20 protein-coding genes are annotated in these 23,815 nt (G+C 45.2%); 14 read left to right on the forward strand and 6 right to left on the reverse strand.

The genetic code is table 11. From position 1 onward, the window contains the following. Nucleotides 1–10: 10 nt before the first annotated feature. From MY9_RS04630 to MY9_RS04640, 3 genes are read right to left on the reverse strand one after another with little or no spacing between them, the layout of a single operon-like run. The gene (locus MY9_RS04630) at nucleotides 11–778 is read right to left on the reverse strand and encodes a hypothetical protein (protein WP_014663230.1); all 768 of its coding nucleotides are present in this window, start codon (nucleotides 776–778) and stop codon (nucleotides 11–13) included. Nucleotides 779–789: 11 nt separating this feature from the next. Then, nucleotides 790–2,013, reverse strand: coding sequence for a hypothetical protein (locus MY9_RS04635; protein WP_014663231.1), 1,224 nt, complete (start codon nucleotides 2,011–2,013; stop codon nucleotides 790–792). Nucleotides 2,014–2,018: 5 nt separating this feature from the next. Further along, a complete protein-coding gene (locus MY9_RS04640; RefSeq protein ID WP_014663232.1) occupies nucleotides 2,019–2,333 on the reverse strand; it encodes a WXG100 family type VII secretion target in 315 nt (104 codons plus the stop codon). A gap of 335 nt (nucleotides 2,334–2,668) precedes the next feature. On the opposite strand from MY9_RS04640, the gene glvA reads away from it, so the two are divergent. From glvA to lnrN, 13 genes are all read left to right on the forward strand, one after another. Further along, nucleotides 2,669–4,018 (forward strand): maltose-6'-phosphate glucosidase, encoded by a 1,350-nt coding sequence (gene glvA, locus MY9_RS04645; protein WP_014663233.1) that lies wholly within the window; start codon nucleotides 2,669–2,671, stop codon nucleotides 4,016–4,018. Between the two features lie 64 nt (nucleotides 4,019–4,082). Beyond that, the gene (gene glvR, locus MY9_RS04650) at nucleotides 4,083–4,847 is read left to right on the forward strand and encodes a MurR/RpiR family transcriptional regulator GlvR (protein ID WP_014663234.1); all 765 of its coding nucleotides are present in this window, start codon (nucleotides 4,083–4,085) and stop codon (nucleotides 4,845–4,847) included. 14 nt (nucleotides 4,848–4,861) lie between these two features. Continuing rightward, the gene (malP, locus tag MY9_RS04655) at nucleotides 4,862–6,448 is read left to right on the forward strand and encodes a PTS maltose transporter subunit IIBC (protein WP_014663235.1); all 1,587 of its coding nucleotides are present in this window, start codon (nucleotides 4,862–4,864) and stop codon (nucleotides 6,446–6,448) included. A gap of 119 nt (nucleotides 6,449–6,567) precedes the next feature. Beyond that, nucleotides 6,568–8,901 (forward strand): peptidase G2 autoproteolytic cleavage domain-containing protein, encoded by a 2,334-nt coding sequence (locus MY9_RS04660; RefSeq protein ID WP_014663236.1) that lies wholly within the window; start codon nucleotides 6,568–6,570, stop codon nucleotides 8,899–8,901. Nucleotides 8,902–9,295: 394 nt separating this feature from the next. Next, entirely contained in the window at nucleotides 9,296–11,017 is a 1,722-nt protein-coding gene (locus tag MY9_RS04665) for an ABC transporter ATP-binding protein (protein WP_014663237.1), read from the forward strand. Beyond that, nucleotides 11,011–12,825: an ABC transporter ATP-binding protein gene (locus MY9_RS04670; protein ID WP_014663238.1), complete on the forward strand. Its 1,815-nt coding sequence runs from the start codon at nucleotides 11,011–11,013 to the stop codon at nucleotides 12,823–12,825. The genes MY9_RS04665 and MY9_RS04670 overlap by 7 nt, the downstream gene beginning before the upstream one ends. A gap of 153 nt (nucleotides 12,826–12,978) precedes the next feature. After that, the gene (gene catD, locus MY9_RS04675) at nucleotides 12,979–13,383 is read left to right on the forward strand and encodes a DoxX family oxidoreductase CatD (protein ID WP_014663239.1); all 405 of its coding nucleotides are present in this window, start codon (nucleotides 12,979–12,981) and stop codon (nucleotides 13,381–13,383) included. A gap of 17 nt (nucleotides 13,384–13,400) precedes the next feature. Further along, nucleotides 13,401–14,258, forward strand: a complete 858-nt coding sequence (gene catE / locus MY9_RS04680) for a catechol 2,3-dioxygenase (RefSeq protein WP_014663240.1) — start codon at nucleotides 13,401–13,403, stop codon at nucleotides 14,256–14,258. 117 nt (nucleotides 14,259–14,375) lie between these two features. Then, nucleotides 14,376–15,578: a two-component system sensor histidine kinase LnrJ gene (lnrJ, locus tag MY9_RS04685; protein WP_041521270.1), complete on the forward strand. Its 1,203-nt coding sequence runs from the start codon at nucleotides 14,376–14,378 to the stop codon at nucleotides 15,576–15,578. Then, on the forward strand, nucleotides 15,575–16,237 hold the full coding sequence (gene lnrK / locus MY9_RS04690; protein ID WP_014663242.1) for a two-component system response regulator LnrK: 663 nt from the start codon (nucleotides 15,575–15,577) through the stop codon (nucleotides 16,235–16,237). The genes lnrJ and lnrK overlap by 4 nt, the downstream gene beginning before the upstream one ends. Nucleotides 16,238–16,379: 142 nt before the next feature. After that, nucleotides 16,380–17,315, forward strand: a complete 936-nt coding sequence (lnrL, locus tag MY9_RS04695; protein ID WP_014663243.1) for a linearmycin resistance ATP-binding protein LnrL — start codon at nucleotides 16,380–16,382, stop codon at nucleotides 17,313–17,315. Between the two features lie 12 nt (nucleotides 17,316–17,327). Then, entirely contained in the window at nucleotides 17,328–18,518 is a 1,191-nt protein-coding gene (locus MY9_RS04700) for an ABC transporter permease (RefSeq protein ID WP_014663244.1), read from the forward strand. 14 nt (nucleotides 18,519–18,532) lie between these two features. Next, nucleotides 18,533–19,690, forward strand: coding sequence for a linearmycin resistance permease LnrN (gene lnrN, locus MY9_RS04705; RefSeq protein ID WP_014663245.1), 1,158 nt, complete (start codon nucleotides 18,533–18,535; stop codon nucleotides 19,688–19,690). A gap of 74 nt (nucleotides 19,691–19,764) precedes the next feature. Here lnrN and padR read toward each other — a convergent pair whose 3' ends face one another. Then, complete coding sequence (gene padR / locus MY9_RS04710; RefSeq protein ID WP_014663246.1) at nucleotides 19,765–20,313, reverse strand: transcriptional regulator PadR; 549 nt, start codon at nucleotides 20,311–20,313, stop codon at nucleotides 19,765–19,767. Between the two features lie 460 nt (nucleotides 20,314–20,773). On the opposite strand from padR, the gene MY9_RS04715 reads away from it, so the two are divergent. Next, the gene (locus MY9_RS04715; protein ID WP_014663249.1) at nucleotides 20,774–21,862 is read left to right on the forward strand and encodes an acyltransferase family protein; all 1,089 of its coding nucleotides are present in this window, start codon (nucleotides 20,774–20,776) and stop codon (nucleotides 21,860–21,862) included. A gap of 34 nt (nucleotides 21,863–21,896) precedes the next feature. On the opposite strand, the gene MY9_RS04720 is transcribed toward MY9_RS04715, so the two are convergent. Both MY9_RS04720 and MY9_RS04725 read right to left on the reverse strand, forming a co-directional pair. Continuing rightward, nucleotides 21,897–22,514, reverse strand: a complete 618-nt coding sequence (locus tag MY9_RS04720) for a TetR family transcriptional regulator (protein ID WP_014663250.1) — start codon at nucleotides 22,512–22,514, stop codon at nucleotides 21,897–21,899. Beyond that, nucleotides 22,480–23,733, reverse strand: coding sequence for an MFS transporter (locus tag MY9_RS04725; RefSeq protein WP_014663251.1), 1,254 nt, complete (start codon nucleotides 23,731–23,733; stop codon nucleotides 22,480–22,482). Before MY9_RS04725 ends, MY9_RS04720 begins: the two co-directional genes overlap by 35 nt. Between the last annotated feature and the right edge of the window lie 82 nt (nucleotides 23,734–23,815).

The following is a 23,815-nucleotide window of genomic DNA, read 5'->3' on the forward strand; positions in this document are numbered from 1 at the left end:
TTATCGCTCTTTAGCAAAAAAGTATTCCTTTTATCACATCTTTATTTGCTGTTACGATAGAAAATTCATTTTGAGTAATGCCTGTTACCAGCCAAGTATGACGGCTGCCAGGCAGGACGAAAGCCATATCAGCCACTTCCGGCGAGTTGTCTTTGTCATAAACCAGCCGCATCAGCGTATCCATTTTTCCTTTTCGCAAAGCCAGATCATTTACAAAACGGGTCACGTCCTCTTGGTGATCATGCTTATCTAGAAATTCCTTCAGATATGCGGGAGTGTCTGAAGCGCCCTCCAGAAGCCATTCGAATTCAGTTGACGTCAGGGTGATCATTGATTCTTTATGATCTTCTGCATCTATTACATTTAAAAACTCGTATGTTTTAGAGAGTACTCCATTAGTTGAATCCATTTTTTTGATTCTATGTACCTGTTCATCAAACAGCAATTCATGAGAGTAAGTGCCAAACTTCGAAACATGGCAGGATATATTCTGTTCTTTGGCTTGTTCATCAAATTTGGATAGCTTCACTGTATAGTCCGCATCGTTTAACACATGGATAAACGGACAGTATTCGTCCTTTAACCGATATTGATGATTCCGATATTCCGCCGCCTCCTTGGCTAAGAGTGAGCGGCACGCAGCTTCAAATAAGGAGCCGAGCTGTTCATCTTCTATTTCGGGAAAATAAGCTTGTTTTAAGGCCATTCCCTGTTCAAAAAACCCTTCGCTGTAAAAACAAAACAAGAGTTCTTCTATGCTAATTGTAAACTGCTTCATTGTTTATTCTCCTATCCAAATGAAAATTTCCCTTTAAGGAAATGGGTTGCGCCGTGTATAAGCGAATCCGCTGTTTTCTTTGCTTTTTCCATTCCTTTTTTCGCGCTGTCTATCCCTTTATGTATCGATTTATTCGCCGCATCTATGCCGTCATTCACTGATTTGACGACTTTGCCGGCTGATTCCAGCCCTTTTTTGGCTGTATCAACGACAGCATGGATCGGCTCTTTCAGCTTTATCGCTGCTTTTTCAGCATAGACTGATGTGAATTTTGCGATTTTTTCCCCAACAAATCCGCCTACCGCCGAACCAATTGTGCCTCCGACTACGGTGCCGACAGGGCCTAACACACTTCCTACGGCACCGCCTACAACAGCACCAGCTGTCGCACCGCCCGCAATAAAAATGGTGTTATTCACAGCATTCCCGACGGCCTTGGCGTTTTCACGCTTGAGAACTTCCGGTTTGTCCTGGTATTTCGCGTAATTTTCAGCTATTTTCAAGCCCGCTCCGAACGTTTCGGTCGCACCGGTAATCAGTGTGGCGGTAATGGCATTTCCTTTTGCGAATTTTAAACCCGTTTTTCCTACATCCTTTAAAGTTGAGCGTACGCCGGCTTCATTAAGAAATCCTTTTGTGTAGCTTCTGACGCTGTTTGAAAAATCCACCGTGTCCTGAGGGAAGTATTTTGTAAACTTTTTATGTACCAAATCTGAAAATGGCCGGTTTGTCTTTTTTAACAAATATTTAGGGTTCAAAAGCACTCTTGCCGCTTTTTGATAACGGGAGCTGTCAACGGCCCTGGAAATATCCAATAGAAGTTTTGAGTGCTGGGCGGTATGCAAGCCGCTTGGCTGTTTCACAAATTTCGTAAGCCCTAATCCGTAATATTTTCCCTGTGTCAGCATAAGGGCGGTTAAGCTTGTCATCGTGCCGTATTTGTCGTAGGCATTGTAGAGCTTTCGCAAAATATCATCTTGTTCCACAAATTTATCGCCCGTTTTTCTGATGAAAATCTCATTGTCACTCAGCTTGGTGACGAGCGCTTTTCCTGAGCTCCACGCATCGCCCACTCCGGAAAAACAGCTGCTGTAGCGGGGATCGCATTGCAAAATCATCTGCCCCAGCTCCACATGCAGATCCTTATATTTGTTTTCCATATCAGTCAATTCAGTGACTACATCATTTGCAAGCTGTTCAAGCTTATCCGGATCAACTGCAATGTTTCCTGACACACCGTTCACCTCCCGAGTTTATGTCTTTCCTCTCTTGCTTTACGTTCCAGTTCTTCCATTCTGGCAATTTCAGTTTTTCGTTCTTCTATTTTGACAGCGGCTGCCTTCAGCTCCTGGCTAGTTTCAAGCAGCTCCTGTTCAAATTGGTCGTAGGCGGCTTTCGTTTCCTCGAAATCCTGGTCAAACGAATCTCTTGCTTTTCCCTGCCAAGCATCTCCCATTGCAGATAACCGGGATTCAAGCAGCATTTTGGAGCTTCTGACCTCTTCTGCGGCCGCACTGTACTTGTTTGCCAGCTCAATGACTTTATATGAGTCCAACTTTTGTCCCCTGCCTTTTCTAAATTCACGCACAATTGGATGTTTTATATAAATGATTATAAATAATTCGGCATGTATCCGAATCGTACAAAAGAACCTTTTCATAAGAACTGGAAGGGCGTATATTCACTTAAAATTCACAGTTGATGAGACTTTAAGATTACAAAAAAGGAAAAAAAACCAAATCTTACGGACGGAAGGTAAATGAGAAATTTCCCGCTCTATGGGAAAAAACACTAAAATTGATCAAATGACCTAAGTGCGCCAAACGTGTTACGGGACGGGCTCTCCCATGGTATAAATGAAATTGTAAACGTTATCAAGGAGGTCGTCATATGAAGAAAAAATCATTCTCAATTGTAATAGCGGGCGGAGGAAGCACTTTCACTCCAGGGATCGTACTCATGCTCTTGGACCATTTGGAGGAGTTTCCGATCAGAAAGCTGAAGCTGTATGATAATGATAAGGAGAGACAGGATCGCATTGCAGGCGCCTGTGATGTTTTTATCAGAGAAAAAGCGCCGGATATTGAATTTGCAGCGACGACTGACCCGGAAGAAGCTTTTACAGATGTCGATTTTGTTATGGCGCACATCCGGGTAGGGAAATACGCAATGCGCGCGCTGGATGAACAAATTCCGTTAAGGTACGGAGTTGTCGGCCAGGAGACATGCGGGCCGGGCGGGATCGCGTACGGGATGCGTTCGATCGGCGGTGTGCTTGAAATATTAGATTACATGGAAAAATACTCGCCTGATGCGTGGATGCTCAATTATTCCAACCCTGCGGCGATTGTAGCTGAAGCTACGAGACGCCTTAGACCGAATTCTAAAATTCTCAATATCTGTGATATGCCTGTTGGAATCGAAGACCGGATGGCGCAAATTCTTGGCTTGTCCTCAAGAAAAGAGATGAAGGTCCGCTATTACGGATTGAATCATTTCGGCTGGTGGACATCGATTCAGGATCAAGAGGGCAACGATTTAATGCCGAAGCTGAAGGAACATGTATCCCAATACGGTTATATTCCGAAAACAGAGGCTGAAGCGGTGGAGGAAAGCTGGAATGACACGTTCGCCAAAGCGCGTGACGTGCAGGCCGCAGATCCTGACACACTGCCAAATACGTATTTGCAATATTATTTGTTCCCAGATGATATGGTGAAAAAATCAAATCCGAATCATACGCGGGCGAATGAAGTCATGGAAGGGCGCGAAGCTTTTATTTTCAGCCAATGTGACATGATCACACGTGAACAGTCCTCGGAAAACAGCGAAATTAAAATCGATGACCACGCATCGTATATCGTTGATCTTGCCCGGGCGATTGCCTACAACACAGGTGAAAGAATGCTGTTGATTGTTGAAAATAACGGTGCAATTGCGAACTTTGACCCGACTGCGATGGTTGAGGTGCCATGCATCGTCGGCTCAAATGGGCCTGAACCGATTACCGTCGGCACCATTCCGCAATTCCAGAAAGGGCTCATGGAGCAGCAGGTATCCGTTGAGAAGCTGACTGTTGAAGCGTGGGCGGAGAAATCGTTCCAAAAGCTGTGGCAGGCGCTGATCCTGTCAAAAACAGTGCCGAACGCGCGTGTGGCAAGACTCATTCTTGAGGATTTAGTGGAGGCCAACAAAGACTTCTGGCCTGAGCTTGATCAAAGCCCAACCCGCATATCATAAATGAAATTCCCCCATTTTCGAATCTGTAATTGTATATAATAGAAAGAAAATGGGGGGATCTGATATGCAGCTCGAAGAACTGATCAATCAGCACTACAGCAAATTGAATGACAACGATTTTCATATTTTAAAATATATATTGAATCATAAGCACACGTGCTATCACCTTGGAATCGACGCGCTGGCCAAAGCTTGCAGTGTATCGCGTTCCTCAATTTTGCGACTTGCCCAAAAGCTCGGTTTCAGCGGCTACAGTGAATTTCGCGTCTTTTTAAAGTGGGAAGATCAGCCGGAAGAAGGCGAGAGTATGAGTTTTGAAAAGCTGCTTGATGATATTGAAGCAAATTTGAAGTTCTTAAGGACTAAGGACATGACGGACATGTGCCAGCTGATTGATGAAGCGGACCGCATTTTCGTCTACGGTTCTGGAAATGCGCAAAAGATATGCGCCCGTGACCTGCAAAGAATGTTTATTCCGCGCCATCGCTATCTCATTTTGATTGAAGACACGAATGAATTTAATCTGATGCGCGGGGATTTTAAAGTGAACGATCTGTTTATCATCATTTCTCTTTCCGGAGAAACACCGGAGCTGATTCCTCAGGCAAGAATGCTTTCTGCAAAGGGCATTCCCTTTATTTCCATTACGAATTTAAAAAACAATGTCCTCGCCCAGCTGACTCCGCATAATCTTTATGCGACAAGCAAACCTATGACATTAAGCGATAAAACGGAAATTGTCGCTTTTGCACCGTTTTTTCTCGTTGGCGAAGCATTGTTCCGCGCATATGTTGATTACAAAGAGGCAGAAAAAAATGACAATGAGTAGCAGGGGGTTTTGGTATGATGCAAAAAATTCAGCGCTTTGGAAGCGCGATGTTTGTGCCTGTTTTATTATTCGCGTTCGCCGGCATTATCGTCGGTATCAGCACGCTCTTTAAAAATAAAACCCTCATGGGATCGCTCGCCGATCCTGACGGTTTTTGGTATCAGTGCTGGTATATCATTGAGCAGGGCGGCTGGACTGTCTTTAACCAAATGCCGCTCTTATTCGCCATCGGCATCCCGGTTGCTTTGGCGAAGAAAGCTCAGGCACGCGCTTGTTTGGAAGCGCTTACTGTTTACCTGACCTTCAATTATTTTGTCAGCTCGATATTGACGGTATGGGGAGGAGCATTTGGCGTCGACATGAATCAAGAGGTCGGCGGAACGAGCGGATTAACGATGATTGCGGGCATAAAAACGCTCGATACCAACATTATCGGAGCCATCTTTATTTCTTCGATTGTCGTCTTTTTGCATAACCGCTATTTTGATAAAAAACTGCCCGATTTTCTCGGCATCTTTCAGGGTTCAACGTATATCGTGATGATTTCCTTCTTTATTATGATCCCGATTGCCCTGGCAGTGTCTTATATATGGCCGATGGTTCAATCTGGAATTGGCTCGCTTCAAAGCTTCCTGGTTGCTTCCGGGGCGGTGGGCGTTTGGATATACACGTTTCTGGAACGGATTTTAATTCCGACTGGCCTTCATCATTTTATTTACACGCCGTTTATTTATGGCCCGGCTGTAGCGGAAGGCGGGATCGTCACGTATTGGGCACAGCATCTCGGCGAATATTCGCAAAGCGCCAAACCGCTGAAGGAGCTCTTCCCGCAAGGCGGATTCGCGCTTCACGGCAACTCGAAAATCTTCGGTATTCCGGGTATCGCCCTGGCTTTTTATGTGACAGCCAAAAAGGAAAAGAAAAAACTCGTTGCAGGGCTGCTGATTCCTGTCACACTGACAGCGATTGTCGCCGGAATTACAGAGCCGATTGAATTTACTTTCTTATTCATTTCACCATTCTTATTTGCGGTTCACGCCGTGCTTGCCGCCACAATGTCGACAGTTATGTATATGGCCGGCGTCGTCGGAAACATGGGAGGCGGACTGATCGAAGCGGTGACCTTGAACTGGATTCCGCTCTTTGGCAGCCACGGTATGACATATGTGTACCAAATTTTGATCGGGCTCTCGTTTACAGCTATTTATTTTTTCGTCTTCAGATTTTTAATCCTCAAATTCAATATTGCTACACCAGGACGGGAAAAGGATGAACAGCAGGAAACAAAGCTGTATTCGAAAAAGGAATACAGAGAACGAAAAAACAAGGATGAAACGGCGGCCTCCGCTGCAGAAACGGCGGATGACACTGCTTTTCTGTATATTGAAGCGCTGGGCGGAAAAGACAACGTCACTGAAGTCACAAACTGCGCCACCCGCCTCAGAGTCAGTGTCAAGGACGAAACAAAGGTTGAGCCCGACAGCGTATTCCGGGCGCTTGGCGCACATGGCATCGTCAGAAACGGGAAGGCGTTTCAGGTGATTATCGGATTGAGCGTGCCGCAGATGCGGGAGCGTGTGGAAAAAATACTAAATAGGTGAAATTATTTGATCAGTGCGCTGTTTAAAGACAGCGCTTTTTTGTTTGTCATACGTTTGCCACTTATAAGTGCAAGGGATGTTATGTTTCTTAAAAACTGAAACCAATAGGGGGAGTAAAAATGGAAAATCATACAACGTTTTTAGGTCTTTACAAACCTGAAAGCACTGAAAGTATTGAAATTGATTCCAAGCTTGCCGAGAATTTCGAAACGATTGATAGTAAAATTGGGATTGCTTTAAGTGATGGAATAACAACTTTTGAAAACTTAAATGAAAGACTCAAAATGTATGAGAACAGATTTGAGTACCTTGATGAACGAAACGTAATGGATTATGGAGCTAAAGGAGACGGAGTCACAGATGATACGCAAGCATTTCATGATGCGATGGCCGAAGGCGGTTATCTCATAAAAGTCCCTGCAGGCGTATTTAGGGTATCTGGCCTGCTCGTTCCTTCGAATACAATGCTGGTTGGAGCGGGTAAAAAAAGGACCATCATCAAGTTATTAGACGATACGCCAGTTGGTCACTCTGTACTCACCAATAGTGATCATACAAATGGTAATGAAAATATCTACATTGGACATTTGACACTGGACTGGAATAAAGATACGCGTCCTGCCGGATGGAAGATCCCTAAGGGGCCCACTTCAAGCTGCTTGCTTTTTGCAAATGTGGATTACTCTTTTGTAGAGCATGTTTTTGCAAAAAATGCCGGCCTTCACGGGTTTGATGCTACAAGCCCTAATTATAACAGACACGGAGAACATGATGATCCTACCTTTTATCAGCCTAGTGGCTGCAACTTTGTAACCTTCTCATATTGCGAAGCAACAGGCTCTGGCGATGATAATTTCACATGTCACTTTGGAAAGCATACGACTTTCAGTCATTGTCTTTCTTACCATCCGATGGGGTTAAATGATGGGTCTTCAAATACAAACTGTTTTGAAATCGATGATGGCTCTCAGGATGTAATGGTTGATAGCTGCATCGCAATTGGAGGAGTTCGAGGATTTGAAATTAAAGCTCATGATTATGCTCCGGCTGCAAAAAGAGTTCAACTTGTGAACTGCCGTGCCTATGAAAATGCAATTAGTTTTTGCATTCGGCATATAGGACACCACACAGCAAGTGATCCTCAATCAGCATCAGCTCATGACGTTCAGCTGGCTAACTGTATCGCATATAACCCTAAGCCGAGTGATCTGTACAAAGGGGCAGGGCCGAATGCATTGCAAATTTCAGGTTACGATGGCGTCAATGTGGTGAATTTTCATGCTATATGCGATGATTCCTCCATTAACTATAAGGGAAATTCAGTCGTAAGCGTGTATTATAAAGGGCGTCTAATCAATTTAAAGAATATAACGATTAGAGGATTTAAAACTGCTGATAATGATCTTTATATTGTAGGTGGCGACAATTCTGTCGGCAAGGTAATGATTGATGGTGTGACATTGATCGATTCAGCCGAAAAGGGTGTTGTTTTTGGGAGCGGTATGTACGAGTCTGTAGTTAGTAATGTATGGGGGCAAAGATCGCCTAAAAATAACAGTGGTACAGTTGGGATTTTTTCTGTTGACCCTGATCTTAATGTTTCTAATTGTGACTTTTCAGGCTACGAAACAGATTTTAAGATTGGAGGCGTCGTGACGCCGTACTTTTTGTTTAAACATAAAGGAAGCGGGGTTATTGGCTCTCGTGATTCCCATGCTACTGGAAATAATAATTTTGTAGCTGGATCTGTTCGAAGCAGAGCAACTGGAGCAGCCCAATCTTCTGTGATAGCCTCATATAATACAATCAATCCGAACTCAGACTCAGTTGCTCTAGGATGGGCAAGCGGGAGCACACCATCCTCATCAAACAGAAAGATTGAATTTCATGCAAAAGATGGAACAATTAAGGCTTCAGGAAGCATAAAAAGTTCCCAAACGTTCTCGGATTACGCTGAATATTTTGAGAGTCTAAGCGGTGAAAAAATTCCGACAGGAACCCTAGTTACTTTGGAGGGAGATAAAATTAGACCCGCAAAAAAAGGTGACTTCATGCTTGGAGTTATTTCTGAAACAGCTGGTGTAATACTTGGTGAGTCAAGCTTCCATTGGTCTGGAAGATACCTGAAAAATGATTTTGGCGGATATATTTATGAAAAACAGAAAGATGCCAATGGCCAAATCGTCATGGCGCCTATGGAAAATCCTGATTATAAGCCAGATAAGAACTATGCCTCTAGGGAAGAGAGAGATGAATGGAATGTTGTGGGCCTTGTAGGCCAGGTTTATGTCAGATGCGACAGCACAGTAAAAGCTGGAGACTTTATTCAAGCGCATAATGACGGAATGGCAACAAAGGCTGAATCTCCTAAACAAGGGTGGCAGGTCATGAGAGTCATTAAAGAGTTCGACAAGAGTAAGGGATATGGAGTGGCTTTAGTATTTATTCGGTAAATTAAAATGTACAGATTCTAAATAGAGTGCTTAATCATGCACTCTATTTAGTGTCTTAGTTAGGTTTTAGAAATTTTTCACTACATTTTTGTCAGATTAATTCCTCGCAAAAAGATCTTCGTTTTAATATTTATACTTTTCATTATTCCTATGGTTTCAGCAACTTCCCTAATCTATCTAAGTTCATCCATCACCTCAACTTTACTAGAGATAAACTTATCTCGATATGTGTTTAATGAACTTAGATCAGTCAGTAAATAGCTCTCGAATAAAAGATAAGGTGATTTTGTTCATGTTTTTATAACACATCATTACAGTAAAATTCTTTCATCAAGTTCTATAAACAATTAAAATAAAAAGTACATATTGCTAAAAGGGGTTTGGAGGCTTTTACATGCAAAAGGCTTTGTCGTTTTTAAAACCATATTCATTGCTGGCGGGAATTGCGCTGATTCTTATGCTGACGGAGCTTGTAGTTGAACTGATGCAGCCTTTATTGATTGCGAAAATCATCGACGATGGGATATTGAAGCAAGATCTGCGGCATGTATGGACATGGGGCGCGGTCATGATCGGGCTGACCGTGCTATCCTTTGCGGCGGGGATGCTGAATTCCTTTTATGCCGCCCATGTCAGCCAAAGCTTTTCCTATGATACGAGAAAAGGGCTTTTTCAAAAAATCCAGTCCTTCTCCTATTCTACATTTGGACAGTTTTCATCCTCTTCTTATATTACAAGGCTGACAAACGATGTCACACAGGTTCAAAATATGATTTTTATGAGTTTGCGGTTTATGCTGCGGGCTCCTTTAATGATTGCAGGCGGCATTGTGCTGTCGCTTGCCGTTAATGTGAAGCTCGGCTTTTTTCTGCTTGTGGCGATTCCGATCCTGTTCTTGTTTTTGCTATGGGTATTAAAGAAAGGCGGGGCGCTGTTCCGTTCAGTGCAGAAACGGCTGGATCAAGTGAACACCATCATGCAGGAAAACTTAACCGCAATCAAGCTGATCAAAGCGCTGCTTCGCGGCAGCCACGAGGTCAAAAAATTTATCAAAGCCAACACAAGGCTGATGGAAAAAACGGTTTCTGCCTTTCAGCTTGTGGAATTCACGATGCCTGTATTGATGCTTTTGATGAATCTCTGCATCCTGTTGATTTTGTGGGCGGGGGCCTACAGTATCACGAGCGGAAGCACTCAGGTCGGCGATGTTGTTGCGATTATTAACTATGCCACACGAATTACGGGCGCGCTTTCGATGTTTCCGTTTTTGATTATGATTTTCACCCGGGCGAAGGCTTCAGGAGATAGAATCGGCGAGGTGCTTGAAACAGAAGGCGACGAGCGGGAGGAGGGCATCATATCTGATCGTTTGGCGGGACGGATTGAGTTTCAGCATGTATCCTTCCGCTATCCTGAAATGGACAGGGAAGCGCTCAGAAATGTCTCATTTTCAACAAAGCCAAGAGAAACGATCGCGATTCTCGGTGCGACAGGCTCGGGCAAGTCCACGCTTTTTCAGCTCATTCCGCGGCTTTATCAGCCGGATGCAGGCCGTATTTACATAGATGAAAAGCCGGTTCAAGATTTTCCGGCTGAAGGGCTGCGCAGGCAAATTGGATATGTACCGCAGGAGGTTCTCTTGTTTTCCGGCACAATCAAAGAAAATATCGCTTGGGGCAAAGAAAATGCTTCACTAGATGAAATAATGGATGCGGCCAAACACGCGCAAATTCATGAAACGATTTTGAAGCTCCCAAATGGATATGACACAGTTTTGGGGCAAAGGGGCGTCAATCTGTCCGGCGGCCAGAAACAGCGGATTTCCATTGCGCGGGCGCTGATCCGAAATCCGGCAATCCTTCTATTAGATGACAGCACAAGCGCGCTTGATCTGCAAACGGAGGCGAAGCTGCTTGAAGCAATCAGCACATACGAGTGCACAACATTGATCATTACGCAAAAAATGACCACAGCAATGAAAGCTGATCAGATTTTGCTGCTTGAGGACGGCGAACTGATTGAAAAAGGCACTCACAGTGAGCTGCTTTCTGAATCTCAGTTATACAAGTGCATTTACGAGTCACAATTCGGAAGGGAGGGGAGCGAGTCATGCTAAAAGACATCCGCAAGCCTTTCCAATATCCCAAACTGCCAATTGACAAAAAAGAAAGCGCGAAAAAGCGGGCGAAAGCAAAGGATACAAAGGGTACACTGAGACGAATCTGGTCTTACTTGGCTGAACGAAAAGGACTGCTCGTACTTGTCATGCTGATGGTTGTCATCAGCGCGATATTCGGGCTCCTTGGCCCCTTTGTGATCGGAAAGGCCATTGACCATTTTATCGTTGGGAAAACGGTCAATGGTTTGATTCCTGTTTTGCTTCTTCTGCTCGCTATCTATATCATTCAGTCCCTATCGCTCTGGTTTCAAAACTATTGGATGATTACGATCTCGCAGGGCACGGTTTTCAGAATGAGAAGCGAATTGTTCACCCATCTGCATGAGCTGCCGATTCCGTTTTTTGATAAACAGCGGCACGGCGAGCTGATGAGCCGGGTGACGAATGACATCGAAAATGTCAGTTCTACCTTAAATACGTCAGTCATTCAAATTTTGTCAAGCGTGATCACCTTTGTCGGGACCGTTGCGGTGATGCTGTACATGAGCCCGCTCCTTACATTGATTACGCTGACCATTATTCCGGTAATGGCAGCGAGCCTGAAATGGATCACCAACCGAACGGGAAAGCTGTTTAAAGAACAGCAGAAAAATCTTGGTGATCTGAATGGGTATATTGAGGAATCTGTTTCCGGCGCAAAGGTCATCAAAGCCTATTCGCGTGAGAAGCAGATTACTGCTGAATTTCTCGAAAAAAACGCTGCTCTCAAGACGTCGGGCTTTTGGGCGCAGACGATTTCAGGGTTTATCCCGAAAGTCATGAACTCTTTGAATAACTTAAGCTTTACAATGATTGCGGCAATTGGCGGTCTGTTCGCGCTGAAAGGCTGGATCTCGATCGGCTCAATCGTCGTCTTTGCCGAGTATTCAAGACAATTTACACGTCCTTTAAACGATCTGGCCAACCAGTTTAATACAATGCTGTCCGCAATTGCCGGCGCTGAACGGGTATTTGACGTGCTTGATGAAAAAGAAGAGCGCGAGGATGAAAAGAACGCCGTGCATCAGCCTATCCAAACAGGAAGCATTGAATTTCGGGATGTGTCCTTCGGTTACGATAAAGGGCGACATACACTGAAGCATTTACAGTTTACCGTGCCTGCCGGGCAGTCCATTGCGTTTGTCGGGCCGACGGGAGCGGGAAAAACGACCGTCACCAACCTACTCGCCCGTTTTTACGAGCCTGACGAAGGAAAAATTTTAATCGACGGTACAGATATTAAAACCCTTACTAGAGCAAGCCTGAGAAAAAACATGGGATTTGTTCTTCAGGATTCGTTTTTGTTTCAAGGAACGATCAGAGAAAATATTCGCTACGGCAGGCTTGATGCTTCTGATCAGGAAGTAGAAGCAGCTGCAAAAACAGCAAATGCCCATAGTTTTATTGAAAGGCTGCCAAAAGGGTACGACACCGTGCTGACGCAAAACGGCTCGGGCATCAGTCAAGGACAGAAACAGTTAATTTCTATAGCGCGGGCGGTGCTTGCCGATCCGGTTCTTCTCATTTTGGATGAAGCAACAAGCAACATTGATACCGTAACGGAAGTCAACATTCAAGAAGCGCTTGCCCGTTTAATGGAAGGAAGAACAAGCGTCATCATTGCCCACAGGCTGAATACCATTCAAAGAGCGGATCAGATTGTGGTGCTGAAAGACGGCGAAATGATTGAAAAGGGCAGCCATGATGATCTGATCCGGCAAAAAGGATTTTACAGCAACTTATATGAAAGCCAATTTGAGAAATAGACCTTTGTCCTGCACAGAGGTCTTTTTTGTTACAGTTTTATAGTACTTTTATGTCATTTTCGTAAAATGTAACAAAATTACTTGACGTAAACAAGTTATGTATATATACTAGCTTACATTAAGTAAGTGATAACATTTATCAAGGAGGAACAAATGAATAAATCATTTGAAATTGGCACATTACTTTTAAGAGTTATTACAGGTATTATCTTTTTTGTCCACGGTTTGTCTAAGTTTCAGGGAATGGAGGGCACCATCCAATTTTTCGGCAGCATAGGCCTTCCAAGCTTTATGGCGTATGTCATCGCAGCGATTGAACTCATTGGCGGAGTGCTTGTCTTCTTCGGATTGGCTACACGTATTGTCGGTGTACTGTTCGCACTTACACTGATCGGCGCCATCATCACAGTTAAGCTGAAAGCGCCATTCATGGGCAATGCAGAATTTGATTACCTTCTGCTTTTGACATCCATCCACCTGGCGCTTACTGGAAGCCGATTCCTGGCACTGGACCCATTAGTGTTTAAAGGAAAAAAGAACACAAACGTATCAGCATAAGAAAAGAGGCATACAGCATGACCAGCATTCATGAGGATACACACATTGGCTATGCCAAACTCACAATCCGCAGTTTGGAGCGTTCCCTTCAGTTCTACTGTAACGTCATCGGTTTTCAAGTTTTAAAAAAGACGGATCATCGAGCTGAATTAACGGCTGACGGGAAGCGCGTTCTGCTTATTCTTGAAGAAAATCCAAGCGCCGTCGTCTTGCCTGAACGGTCTGTAACAGGCCTTTATCACTTTGCGATTCTTCTTCCGGACAGGAAGGAACTTGGGATCGCGCTCGCCCGCCTGATTGAACACGGCATTGCCATCGGGCATGGAGACCATGCTGTCAGCGAAGCGCTCTACCTGTCTGATCCTGATGGCAACGGCATTGAAATGTACGCTGACCGCCCCCGCAGCACGTGGCAGCGTGACCGGGAAGGGAACTACGTCATGACAACAACCGCTGTTGACATTGAAGGCCTTCTGGAAGAGGCAGGAGATGAGCGGAAAACTGCGCTTCCCAACGATACAATCATCGGACACATTCATCTGCATGTCAGTGATTTGAACGAAGCAAAAGCGTTTTATACAGATGTACTGGGCTTTGACATTGTCGGAAACTATGCGGGCATGTCCGCTCTTTTTGTTTCAGCCGGAGGCTACCACCATCATATCGGCTTAAACATTTGGGCGGGAAGAAACGCGCCGCCCAAACCGACAAATGCCAGCGGACTAGACTATTACACGGTTGTCCTGCCTCATCAAGAGGAGCTGGATCAAGTGGCTGACCGAGTCAAACGCGCCGGATATTCGATCGAAGAAATGGAAAACAGCTTCCGCGTGAAAGATCCTGTTTCCGGGGCCCATATTCTATTTGTGATTTGACTGCAATCCCCTTGCCGAAAAAACGGCAGGGGGATTTTTTATTTTCCAGAAACTCCTGTCAAAAATGCCCTGAGGCAGGTATGATAAGAAGGGAATTGGGTATCGGGAGTGATGAGCGTGAAGGCTCTTTTTTTTACGAGAATGTTCACCTTGATGGTGAGTTGTTTAATGTATTTGTCCATTGTCAAAGAGGATAACTGGTTTGGATATGTATTTATCGCAGCAGGTGCTGCCATGTATGCAGCCAATCATGTTTTGCTGACAAAAGAGACAAATGCCATCTGGTTCTGCCTGATTGATATTGCAATCGGCTTTTCGTTCGGATTTATCTTTCCCAGCACAGGTTTGTTCATTATTATGCTTTGTCCGGTTGCGGTCGCCTTTTTTCTGCGCGGGTTTCCTAAAAGAACAGCATGGTCTGTCTTATGTCTTTGCTCTATTTTGTTTTTGAGCGTCCTCATCCGTACATATGCGATGTTCGGCAATGAATTTGTCATTGATCATTTGACCAGCATGACATTCGTTGTCTTCTGCGGTGTTGTGGGCAAATTAATCCGCAAGCTGTTGGATGCGCAGGAAACGGCAAAACAGCAGTACCGGGAACTGACAGAATCCCACTTGGCGCTGTCTGCTGCCCATGAGGAGCTGCATTTATATGCGAAGCAGGTTGAGGAGCTGACCGCCATTCATGAGCGGAATAGAATGGCAAGGGAAATCCATGATACAGTCGGACACAAAATGACGGCGCTCCTCGTTCAGCTGCAGCTTTTGCGTGAATGGCAAAAAAGAGACAGCCAAAAAGCGGATGAGACAGTCGGTGTCTGTGACACGCTTGCCCGTGAAGCGCTTGATGATGTCCGCTTATCAGTACGCACCCTGCAAACGGAAAACGATCCTTCGCTAATCGAATCGCTGAAACAACTGACAGAAGACTTTTACAAAAATGCAGGAGTCACAACCGAATTTGCGGTTAGCGGTGATCCTGCAATCATCCCGCTCTCTCTTCATCCGACCCTGATCAGAACGGTGCAGGAAGCACTGACCAATGCCAAACGGCACGGCGGCGCCACAGCCTGTGCGATACAGCTTGCCTGCACAACGGACAGCGTAAGCCTTGTCATTAAGGATGACGGCAAAGGAAATCCAGAAGCGGCACTTGGCTTTGGTCTCTTGAATATGAAAAAGCGGGCAGCGGAGCATGGCGGAATGATCCGCTTTGAGAGCGAACGGGATCAAGGGTTTACTGTAATCGCCGAATTTTCACTGGCTAATAAAAAATGGAGCTTCGGGCCCGCGCAGCAAAAGGAGAATTTATCATGATTAAGATCATCATTACCGACGATCAGGATATCGTCAGAGAAGGGCTGGCATCCCTGCTTCAGCTCCGAGAAGAGCTCGATGTGATCGCAACGGCGCGAAACGGACAGGAAGCCTTCGAAAAGGCGAAAGAGCTGGAGCCGGATATCGTGTTAATGGACATCCGCATGCCAATCTCCAATGGTGTCGAAGGAACAAAATTGATTACAAGCTCTTTGCCTGGCGTAAAGGTTTTGATGCTGACAACCTTCAAGGACTCAGAGCTGATTGCTGAAGCGCTTGAAGAAGGAGCGAGCGGATACCTGCTGAAGGACATGTCGGCAGATACGATTGTAAAAGCGGTCATGACTGTTCATTCTGGCGGAATGGTGCTTCCTCCGGAACTGACTGCTCAAATGCTGAATGAATGGAAGCGTGAAAAACAGCTGAAAGGAATAAACGAGATAGAAAAACCTAAGGAGCTGCTCGACTTGACCGAGCGCGAAATCGAGGTTCTGGCTCAGCTGGGGTACGGGCTGAATAACAAAGAAATTGCTGAAAAGCTGTACATTACAGAAGGCACAGTCAAAAATCATGTTTCAAATATCATCAGCAAGCTGGCTGTCAGGGACAGAACCCAAGCCGCCATTTACTCGGTCAGATATGGTGTATCTGTCTTTTGACATATGACGTTTTGCATATGCATTTCTCTAAAAAGGCCTTTTACAGGCCTTTTTTTCATGCCTTACATTCTATCCGGCGCTACATGCCGCATGCCTTTCTTTTTTCTACAATGGCAATGGGATTAAAAAGGAGTGAAACAACGTGCTGCAAGCAGAAAACATCAAAAAGGCATATGGAAAAAAAACAATTGTGAAAGGCATTTCATTTTCCCTCCAAAAGGGGGAGTCATTCGGGCTGCTCGGGCCAAACGGTGCGGGAAAATCCACAACCATCTCGATGATTTCCGGCCTTGTGCCGCATGACAGCGGAAACATCACAGTCGGCGGCTGTGTCATCGGAAAAGAAACAGCTAAAGCGAAACAAAAAATCGGCGTTGTCCCGCAGGAAATTGCTTTATATCCGACGCTGACGGCCCATGAGAATCTTATGTTTTGGGGGAAAATGTACGGACTTACGCACGGTGAGGCTAAAAAAAGATCGGCAGAGGTCCTCGAATACGTCGGCCTGACTGAGCGTGCCAAAGATAAAATTGACACATTCTCCGGAGGGATGAAGCGAAGAATCAACATCGGTGCGGCTTTAATGCATAAGCCCGAGCTGCTGATTATGGATGAACCGACTGTCGGTATTGACCCTCAGTCAAGAAATCATATTTTAGAAACGGTGAAACAGCTCAACGAATCGGGCATGACGGTGATCTATACGAGTCATTACATGGAAGAGGTTGAGTTTTTATGCGATCGGATCGGAATTATTGATCAGGGCGAAATGATTGCGATCGGTACAAAAACTGATTTGTGCAGCCGTCTTGGAGGCGATACCATCATTCAGCTCACAGTCAGCGGGATCGATGAAGCGTTTCTTTTTGCGATCCGTTCCCTGGCTCATGTGAATGATGTGACAGTACATGATTCAGAGCTCAAGATTGAGATTGCTGCGGCCCATCATGAGAAAGTCGTCACAAGCCTGCTTGCTGAAGCCGCTGCCCATCATATAAACCTGCTGTCCCTTCAGGTGCAGGAACCGAATCTGGAGCGCCTGTTTCTGAATTTGACCGGCCGCACGTTGCGGGATTAAGGGGGGACGGCTATGAAAAAAAGCATATGGATCGCATGGAAAGATGTCAAAATCAGAATCACAGACAGAAAAGGGTTTATGATGCTTATCCTAATGCCGCTGATCCTAACCTGTATTTTAGGAGCGGCGCTCGGATCAGTTGTTGACGGAGGCAGCGGGATTGATGAGATCAAAGTCGGCTACGTTCAACCAGATCAGTCAGATGCAGCGAACATGTTTACGAAAGATGTGTTCAAAAAAATGAAGTCGATAAAGGCCACACAAGCAATCAGCGAAGACAAGATGAAGAAACTGCTTGATGAAAAGAAAATCGATGTAGGTATTGTCATTCCGAAACATTGGGAATCCGGCAAAACCTCAGCTGTAGTTTATGCCGCTCCTGATCAAACATTAAAAAGTTCCATCATCGAAACAGCTGCCAGCTCTTTTATAGACCAATATAAAGCGGTAAAAGAAGCCGCGTCAGCTTCAATGGATTACGTCAGCAAAACGGCAGCTGTACAGCAAGGAAAACTTGACACTGCACAGTTTGCAGAAAAGCTGACAAAGACACTTGAAAGAGAAACGGGCGACAAGCTTACTATTAAGGAAAAATCTGTTGGCAGCAAGGCAGTTACCAGTTTTCAATACTATTCGGCTGCAATGCTTTGCATGTTTATGCTGTTTCATATGACAGTCGGGGCGAAATCATTTTTACAGGAAAAGGATACGGAGACGCTTGCCAGAATGCTGATGACGCCCGCGCAAAAATCTGTCATTCTCTTCGGAAAGTGGCTTGGGACATATCTGTTTGCCATCATACAATTTTTCATATTTCTGATCGTCACAATCAATGTTTTTGGTGTGGACTGGGGCGGCAATTTGCTGTTTGTGAGTGTTCTCGGGCTTTCTTACGCCGCTGCTGTATCCGGCATTTCAATGCTGCTTGCGTCCTTCCTCAGCGATATGAAAGCTGCAGATGCGATCGGCGGCTTCGGTATTCAATTGCTTGCAGTTCTCGGCGGGTCCATGCTGCCGCTGTACCAATTTCCGGACGTCTTGCAGTCTGTATCCAAAGCTGTGCCGAATCGCTGGGCGCTTGACGGCTTTCTTTCTTTAATGGAAGGGGGAGGCTGGGCTGACCTTCAAAAGCCTGTGCTTCTTTTTGCGGGGATTGGGCTTTGCTCACTTGTAATTGGTATCAGACGGCTTCATACAAGATAAGGAGGTACACCAGGGTGAAAAAAATCATAGCCATTTGCGGCATTGAGCTTTCTCTCATTTTTAAGAAGCCGCAGAACTATTTAATCATGTTTGCTGCCCCGCTTTTGCTTACCTTTGTATTTGGGAGTATGCTCGGCGGAAATGATGATAAAGTGCGGCTTGCAATCGTTGATCAGGACGACACGATTCTCTCACAGCATTATATTCGGCAGCTGAAGGCGCACGATAATATGTATACATTCGAAAGCATGTCTGAAAACAAAGCGTCAGATAAACTGAAACAAAAGAAAATTGTCGGGATCATCGTCATTTCCCACACGTTCCAGACACAGCTGGAAAAAGGCAAACATCCTGAGCTGATTTTCCGTCACGGCCCCGAGCTGTCGGAAGCGCCGATGGTCAAACAATATGCAGAAAGCACATTGGCAACGCTCAATATTCAGGTTACCGCGGCGAAAACGGCAGCTCAGACAGCGGGAGAGAGCTGGAAGGCGGCGTATAAAACAGTTTTCGCCAAAAAACATGAAGATTCAGCTCCGGCTGTAAAACGACAGACGCTCAGCGATAAAAAAGAGGGTGCGGAAGCGAGTGATACAGCCTCCAGAGCAGCAGGGTTTTCTATCCTATTTGTCATGCTGACCATGATGGGAGCGGCTGGAACCATTTTAGAAGCAAGAAAAAACGGCGTCTGGTCCAGATTGCTTACAGCCTCAGTTAGCCGAGTGGAAATCGGTGCTGGGTATGTGCTGTCCTTCTTTGTCATTGGCTGGATTCAATTTGGCATATTGCTTCTCGCAACCCATTGGCTGTTTGGCATCAACTGGGGGAATCCGGCTGCGGTTATGGTGTTGGTCTCGCTTTTTCTGCTGACCGTTGTCGGCATTGGATTGATGATTGCGGCCAATGTCAGAACGCCAGAACAGCAGCTCGCGTTTGGCAACTTGTTCGTCATTGCAACGTGTATGGTGAGTGGGATGTATTGGCCGATCGACATTGAACCAAAATTTATGCAATCCATCGCTGAATTTCTTCCCCAAAAGTGGGCAATGAGCGGGCTGACTGAGATTATTGCTAACGGTGCCCGCGTCACAGATATTCTCGGGATCTGCGGCATTTTGCTTGCATTTGCGGCGATCACTTTCGCAGCGGGGCTGAAAGCGCTCCGAGCTTAAAAAATCATCTGTCCGAGAGACAGATGATTTTTTTATGTGGGCAAACCCATGCATTACGTAAAGGACGCTCCCGGTTAATCCTTATCGATCATAGCTAATATCGATTCCAGCCAAGAAACGTAATTTTTTTCTCTCTCAAGCGCTTTCGTCAGCACAAGATAGTGGCCGAAGTCCGGTGAAGAAAATGACATCGGCTCTGCTGAAGCCATAAGCTTTTCATAGCTTCCCTGTAAGTCAGAAAGCTTGGCTTGGCGTTTTTGCAGCTGGTCTTTGAACAAATCAGAAGCCTCCTGCCGTGATAGAGAAGAAATAAAGTATGCCTTCAGCATAAATTCATCCTTCACCGTCTCCGGTATCGGCTGATGGCGGATCAGCCAGTCATGCAGCTCCTGCTTTCCGCTGTCTGTCAGGGTGTACATCTTTTTCTCCAGCTTTGTGCCCTGAATCGTTGTCCGGAACGTGATAAATCCTTCATCCGTCAGCTTTTTGAGCTCGGGATAAATCTGGCTATGCTTGGCGCTCCAAAATTGGCCAAGCTCCTCTTTAAAATAACTCGTAATGTCGTATCCACTCAATTCGCCTTTTCGCAAAAGCCCTAATATGGCGTATTTTAATACTCTCATGCTATCCTCCGTGTCTATGGCTGTTTCGAAAAACAGATGAGTCGGTGCTCGACTGTGATTCTAACTGCCTATTCCCCTTATTATAGAAAAGGGTGGAAGGGAACACAACCGGGCCACTTGGGAAATGAAAATAAAAGGTATGTCAGACGTATCCGATTCATCTCCATTGATGTGATAAAAGAGATTTGCATTTAATTTTTAGAAAAATATAAACGATATTGTTTTTTTATGTATAATGGGGAATCCTCTAATAATATGAGCCGCAATATCTATATCTCCATAAAACAACCTGCTGTCTCCGTTACAGCGGGTTTTTTCGTCTGAGAAAGCCATAGGGTCTTATGACCTTAGTCTATCATGCATACGTCACTATATGACATCAGGCACTTTTTCAAATAGAACAGACATGTTAAGGTACAACCATCGATTTCTGTCAATTTGAAATAAAAGGAGCGCTGTCATGCAAATTAAAGAAATTTTTATGATCCGCTGCATTTCGTGCTTAAGTGTCGTCCTGCTCCATATCATTTCAATGGTCCTGATGCTTCAGGCAGAAGTTCTTGCAGATGTTTCTCACACTGTTGATTCTTTCCGTACTCTCCTGATGTTCAGCACGCCCGCTTTTATTTTCATCTCTGAATTTTTACTGGCGCGTTCTTATCCTGACGGGGTGCCAGAAGGTTTTTTAAAGAAGCGGGGAAAAGTGATTTTTGTTCCTTTTTTATTTATCGCGGCCATTGATGCCCTGCTGATGACCAGTGCGATGGGGGGAGAGATAACCTTTCTCGCGTTTGTGCAAAAGTATCTGGCGAATGTATTCCTAGGAAACTTTATCGGGTACTTCATTCTCGTCATCTTTCAGTTTTACATTCTGCATATGATGTTTCATGAGTATTTGAAAAAAGCATCTCCGAAATGGGTGCTGTCTATCTCATTTGTGGTGACAGCCGCTTATTTAAGCTTTTTCTCGGCAGTCAGCCCGGCTCCTGCTTCTGAAGAGGGCGGGTCATTTCCGTTTTTCTGGGTTCCGTTCGCAGGCTGGCTTTTCTACTTTTGTCTAGCCTACTATTGCGGAAAAGAGTACAAGCGTTTCTTAGCGCTGCTGAACCAATACCGCTGGGTCGTATACGGTTGCGCAATTGCTTCTGGTGCGCTGGTTGTCACTGTTTCTTATGTCGGCGAAATCGGCATGATCAGCTCGAAGCGGCCTGATATCATGCTGTATTCAACAAGCATGATTTTCCTGTGCTTTCACTTGTTTTCTAAAATGAAGCATGTGCCGAAAATCATGATGTTTATCAGTAACTATTCCTTTTCGATTTATCTGCTCCATGCCTATTTTATGATGATAGGCTACGTGTTGCTTTTGAATATGCCCGAAATTCCCGCCGTACCGGCTGTTTTCCTGCTGTTTGCCGTGTGTACAGCCGGGCCGATTCTGACCTCGTGGGCGCTGAATAAGTTCAAATACGGGTATTTATTTGTGGGGAAAATTTATCAGCCAAAACAGAAGAAGGTAACAGTCGAAGTGCGTGATCACGCAGGGTAAAAAAACAAGCGGCAGGGGGCTCCTGCCGCGTTTTTTATTTCTCCTCCGCTTGCAGAACTGTTTTTAAATATAGTTTTGCAGACTCAGCAAGTCCAGATACATCAGCCTTTTCTTCATCGAAATACAGGGCGTTTTGAATGATGCCGTCATTCATATTGAGGAAAAACTTGGCGATAGTCGCAAGAGGCTGAACCGGCTGAAACTCTCCCTGATCGATCCCTTTTTGCAATAGCTTTGAAAACCTTTCTACAAAAAGATCATACCGCTTCTCCAAGTACTGTCGTCGCTCTTCATTCCGCCAAGCTGTCACTAAATATTCAAATTGCACCGGCGCCAGCGTATCTGCGACATCTCGCAGACCCTCAGTCAGTTCGTCCAAATAGATTGAAATGGCGGCCCAAACACTTTGGTGTTCAGCTGATTTATCAAGCTTACGGAGTCCTTCATCCAGCCCTGTTTCAATAATGCGGCGAAACATCTCCTCAGTGCTTGAAAAATAAAGATAGACACCGCCTCGGCTGAAACCTGATTCTTCCACAACGTCCTTCATTGTCGTTAATTCGAATCCTTTTCGTTTAAAAATCGTTTTGGCAGCCTCTAAAATCTCTGCCTGCCGTTTATCCTTGTGCTCCTTTGTTACTTTCGGTGACAAGATATCGCCTGCTTTCTGAAACTTTCTTACCTACAAGTGTAATCAACCCAATCATGATCAGCAAGCAGCCACAGACAAGAAAAGCAAGTGAAACACCGATCCATTCCGCCAGCACGCCCCCGCCCGCCATGCCGAGGATGGAGGCGAGGGTTGTCGCGCTTTGAATGGCGCCGAACACCCTGCCGCTGTAATCGACAGGCACTGTTGTTTGCACGAGAATTTGAAATGGAATATGGACGAGGCCGAAAGCCGCCCCCATGATGAAAAAAGCAAATATAAAAAGAGCCATGCCGGCAATGCCCATGCCAGTTAGAAATGGCACACTTCCAGTCGCTAGTCCAAGAAGAAGGGTCCCAGTTGAGAAATAAAGCAAATAAGAAGTGATCTGCCGTCTGCCGGCAATGACCGCCGTAAGGAGCATGCCGGCGCCGCTTACGGCCATGCACCAGCCTGCAAGCTCGGGCGGAGCTCCTGAAAAGGAGCGGATAAGAATAATCGCTTGGGAATCACCAATCTGCAAAACAAAGAGAACGACACATGCTGTGAGTAAGCCTGTTAAAAGCAGCGGCATCCGTTTCAAAAACTGAAGGCCTTCCTTGATAGAAGTAAGTGCTGATGTTTTTTCTTGAGGTGTATTGGCTTTTTGTAAAAAAGCATCTCTGGGGAGGAAAAACAAAATGACAGCGGAAAGAAAGAAGGCGCCGGCGTTTATATAAAAAACAGAATGTATCGAGAAAGCAGCGATCAGCGTGCCGCCGAGGGCAGGGCCGAAGATTTTTGAACTGTTATCAATGATGCTGCTGACGGAAACAGCCTGCTGGAGGTGTGCTTCCGGCGCCAATTCCTTAAGCTTTCCGTTTTTAGCAGGTGAAAAAAGTGAAGAAAAACAGCTCTGAACGCATAGCAATACGTAAAGCTGCCAAAGCTCACTGACATAAACGCAGCTGATAACGGTGAGGGCACGGCCGATTTCAGACAGAAACATAATCGTTTTTCTGTCAAAACGGTCGGCGAGTAGGCCCGATACAGGTCCAAGTACAATGACAGGCAAAGCAAATGACATCATTAAAAACGACATATCTAATGGTGAAGCATCCAGCTGAAAAGCGGCTAACGTTAGCACGGCCAAAATGTGAAGCCAGTCTCCAAGTGAAGAAATGGTTTGTGAGGCTAACAGTGTCATCAGCCCTTTTTGAGTGCGAAACAACGGTTTTTCCATGATTCATCCTCCTAAATAATAAAAATGACACTAGTGTCGTTTTTATTGTATGGGAAAAAGACGCAAGACACAATCTTTTTCT

The sequence above is a fragment of the Bacillus sp. JS genome (genome assembly GCF_000259365.1).
Classification (GTDB): domain Bacteria; phylum Bacillota; class Bacilli; order Bacillales; family Bacillaceae; genus Bacillus; species Bacillus stercoris.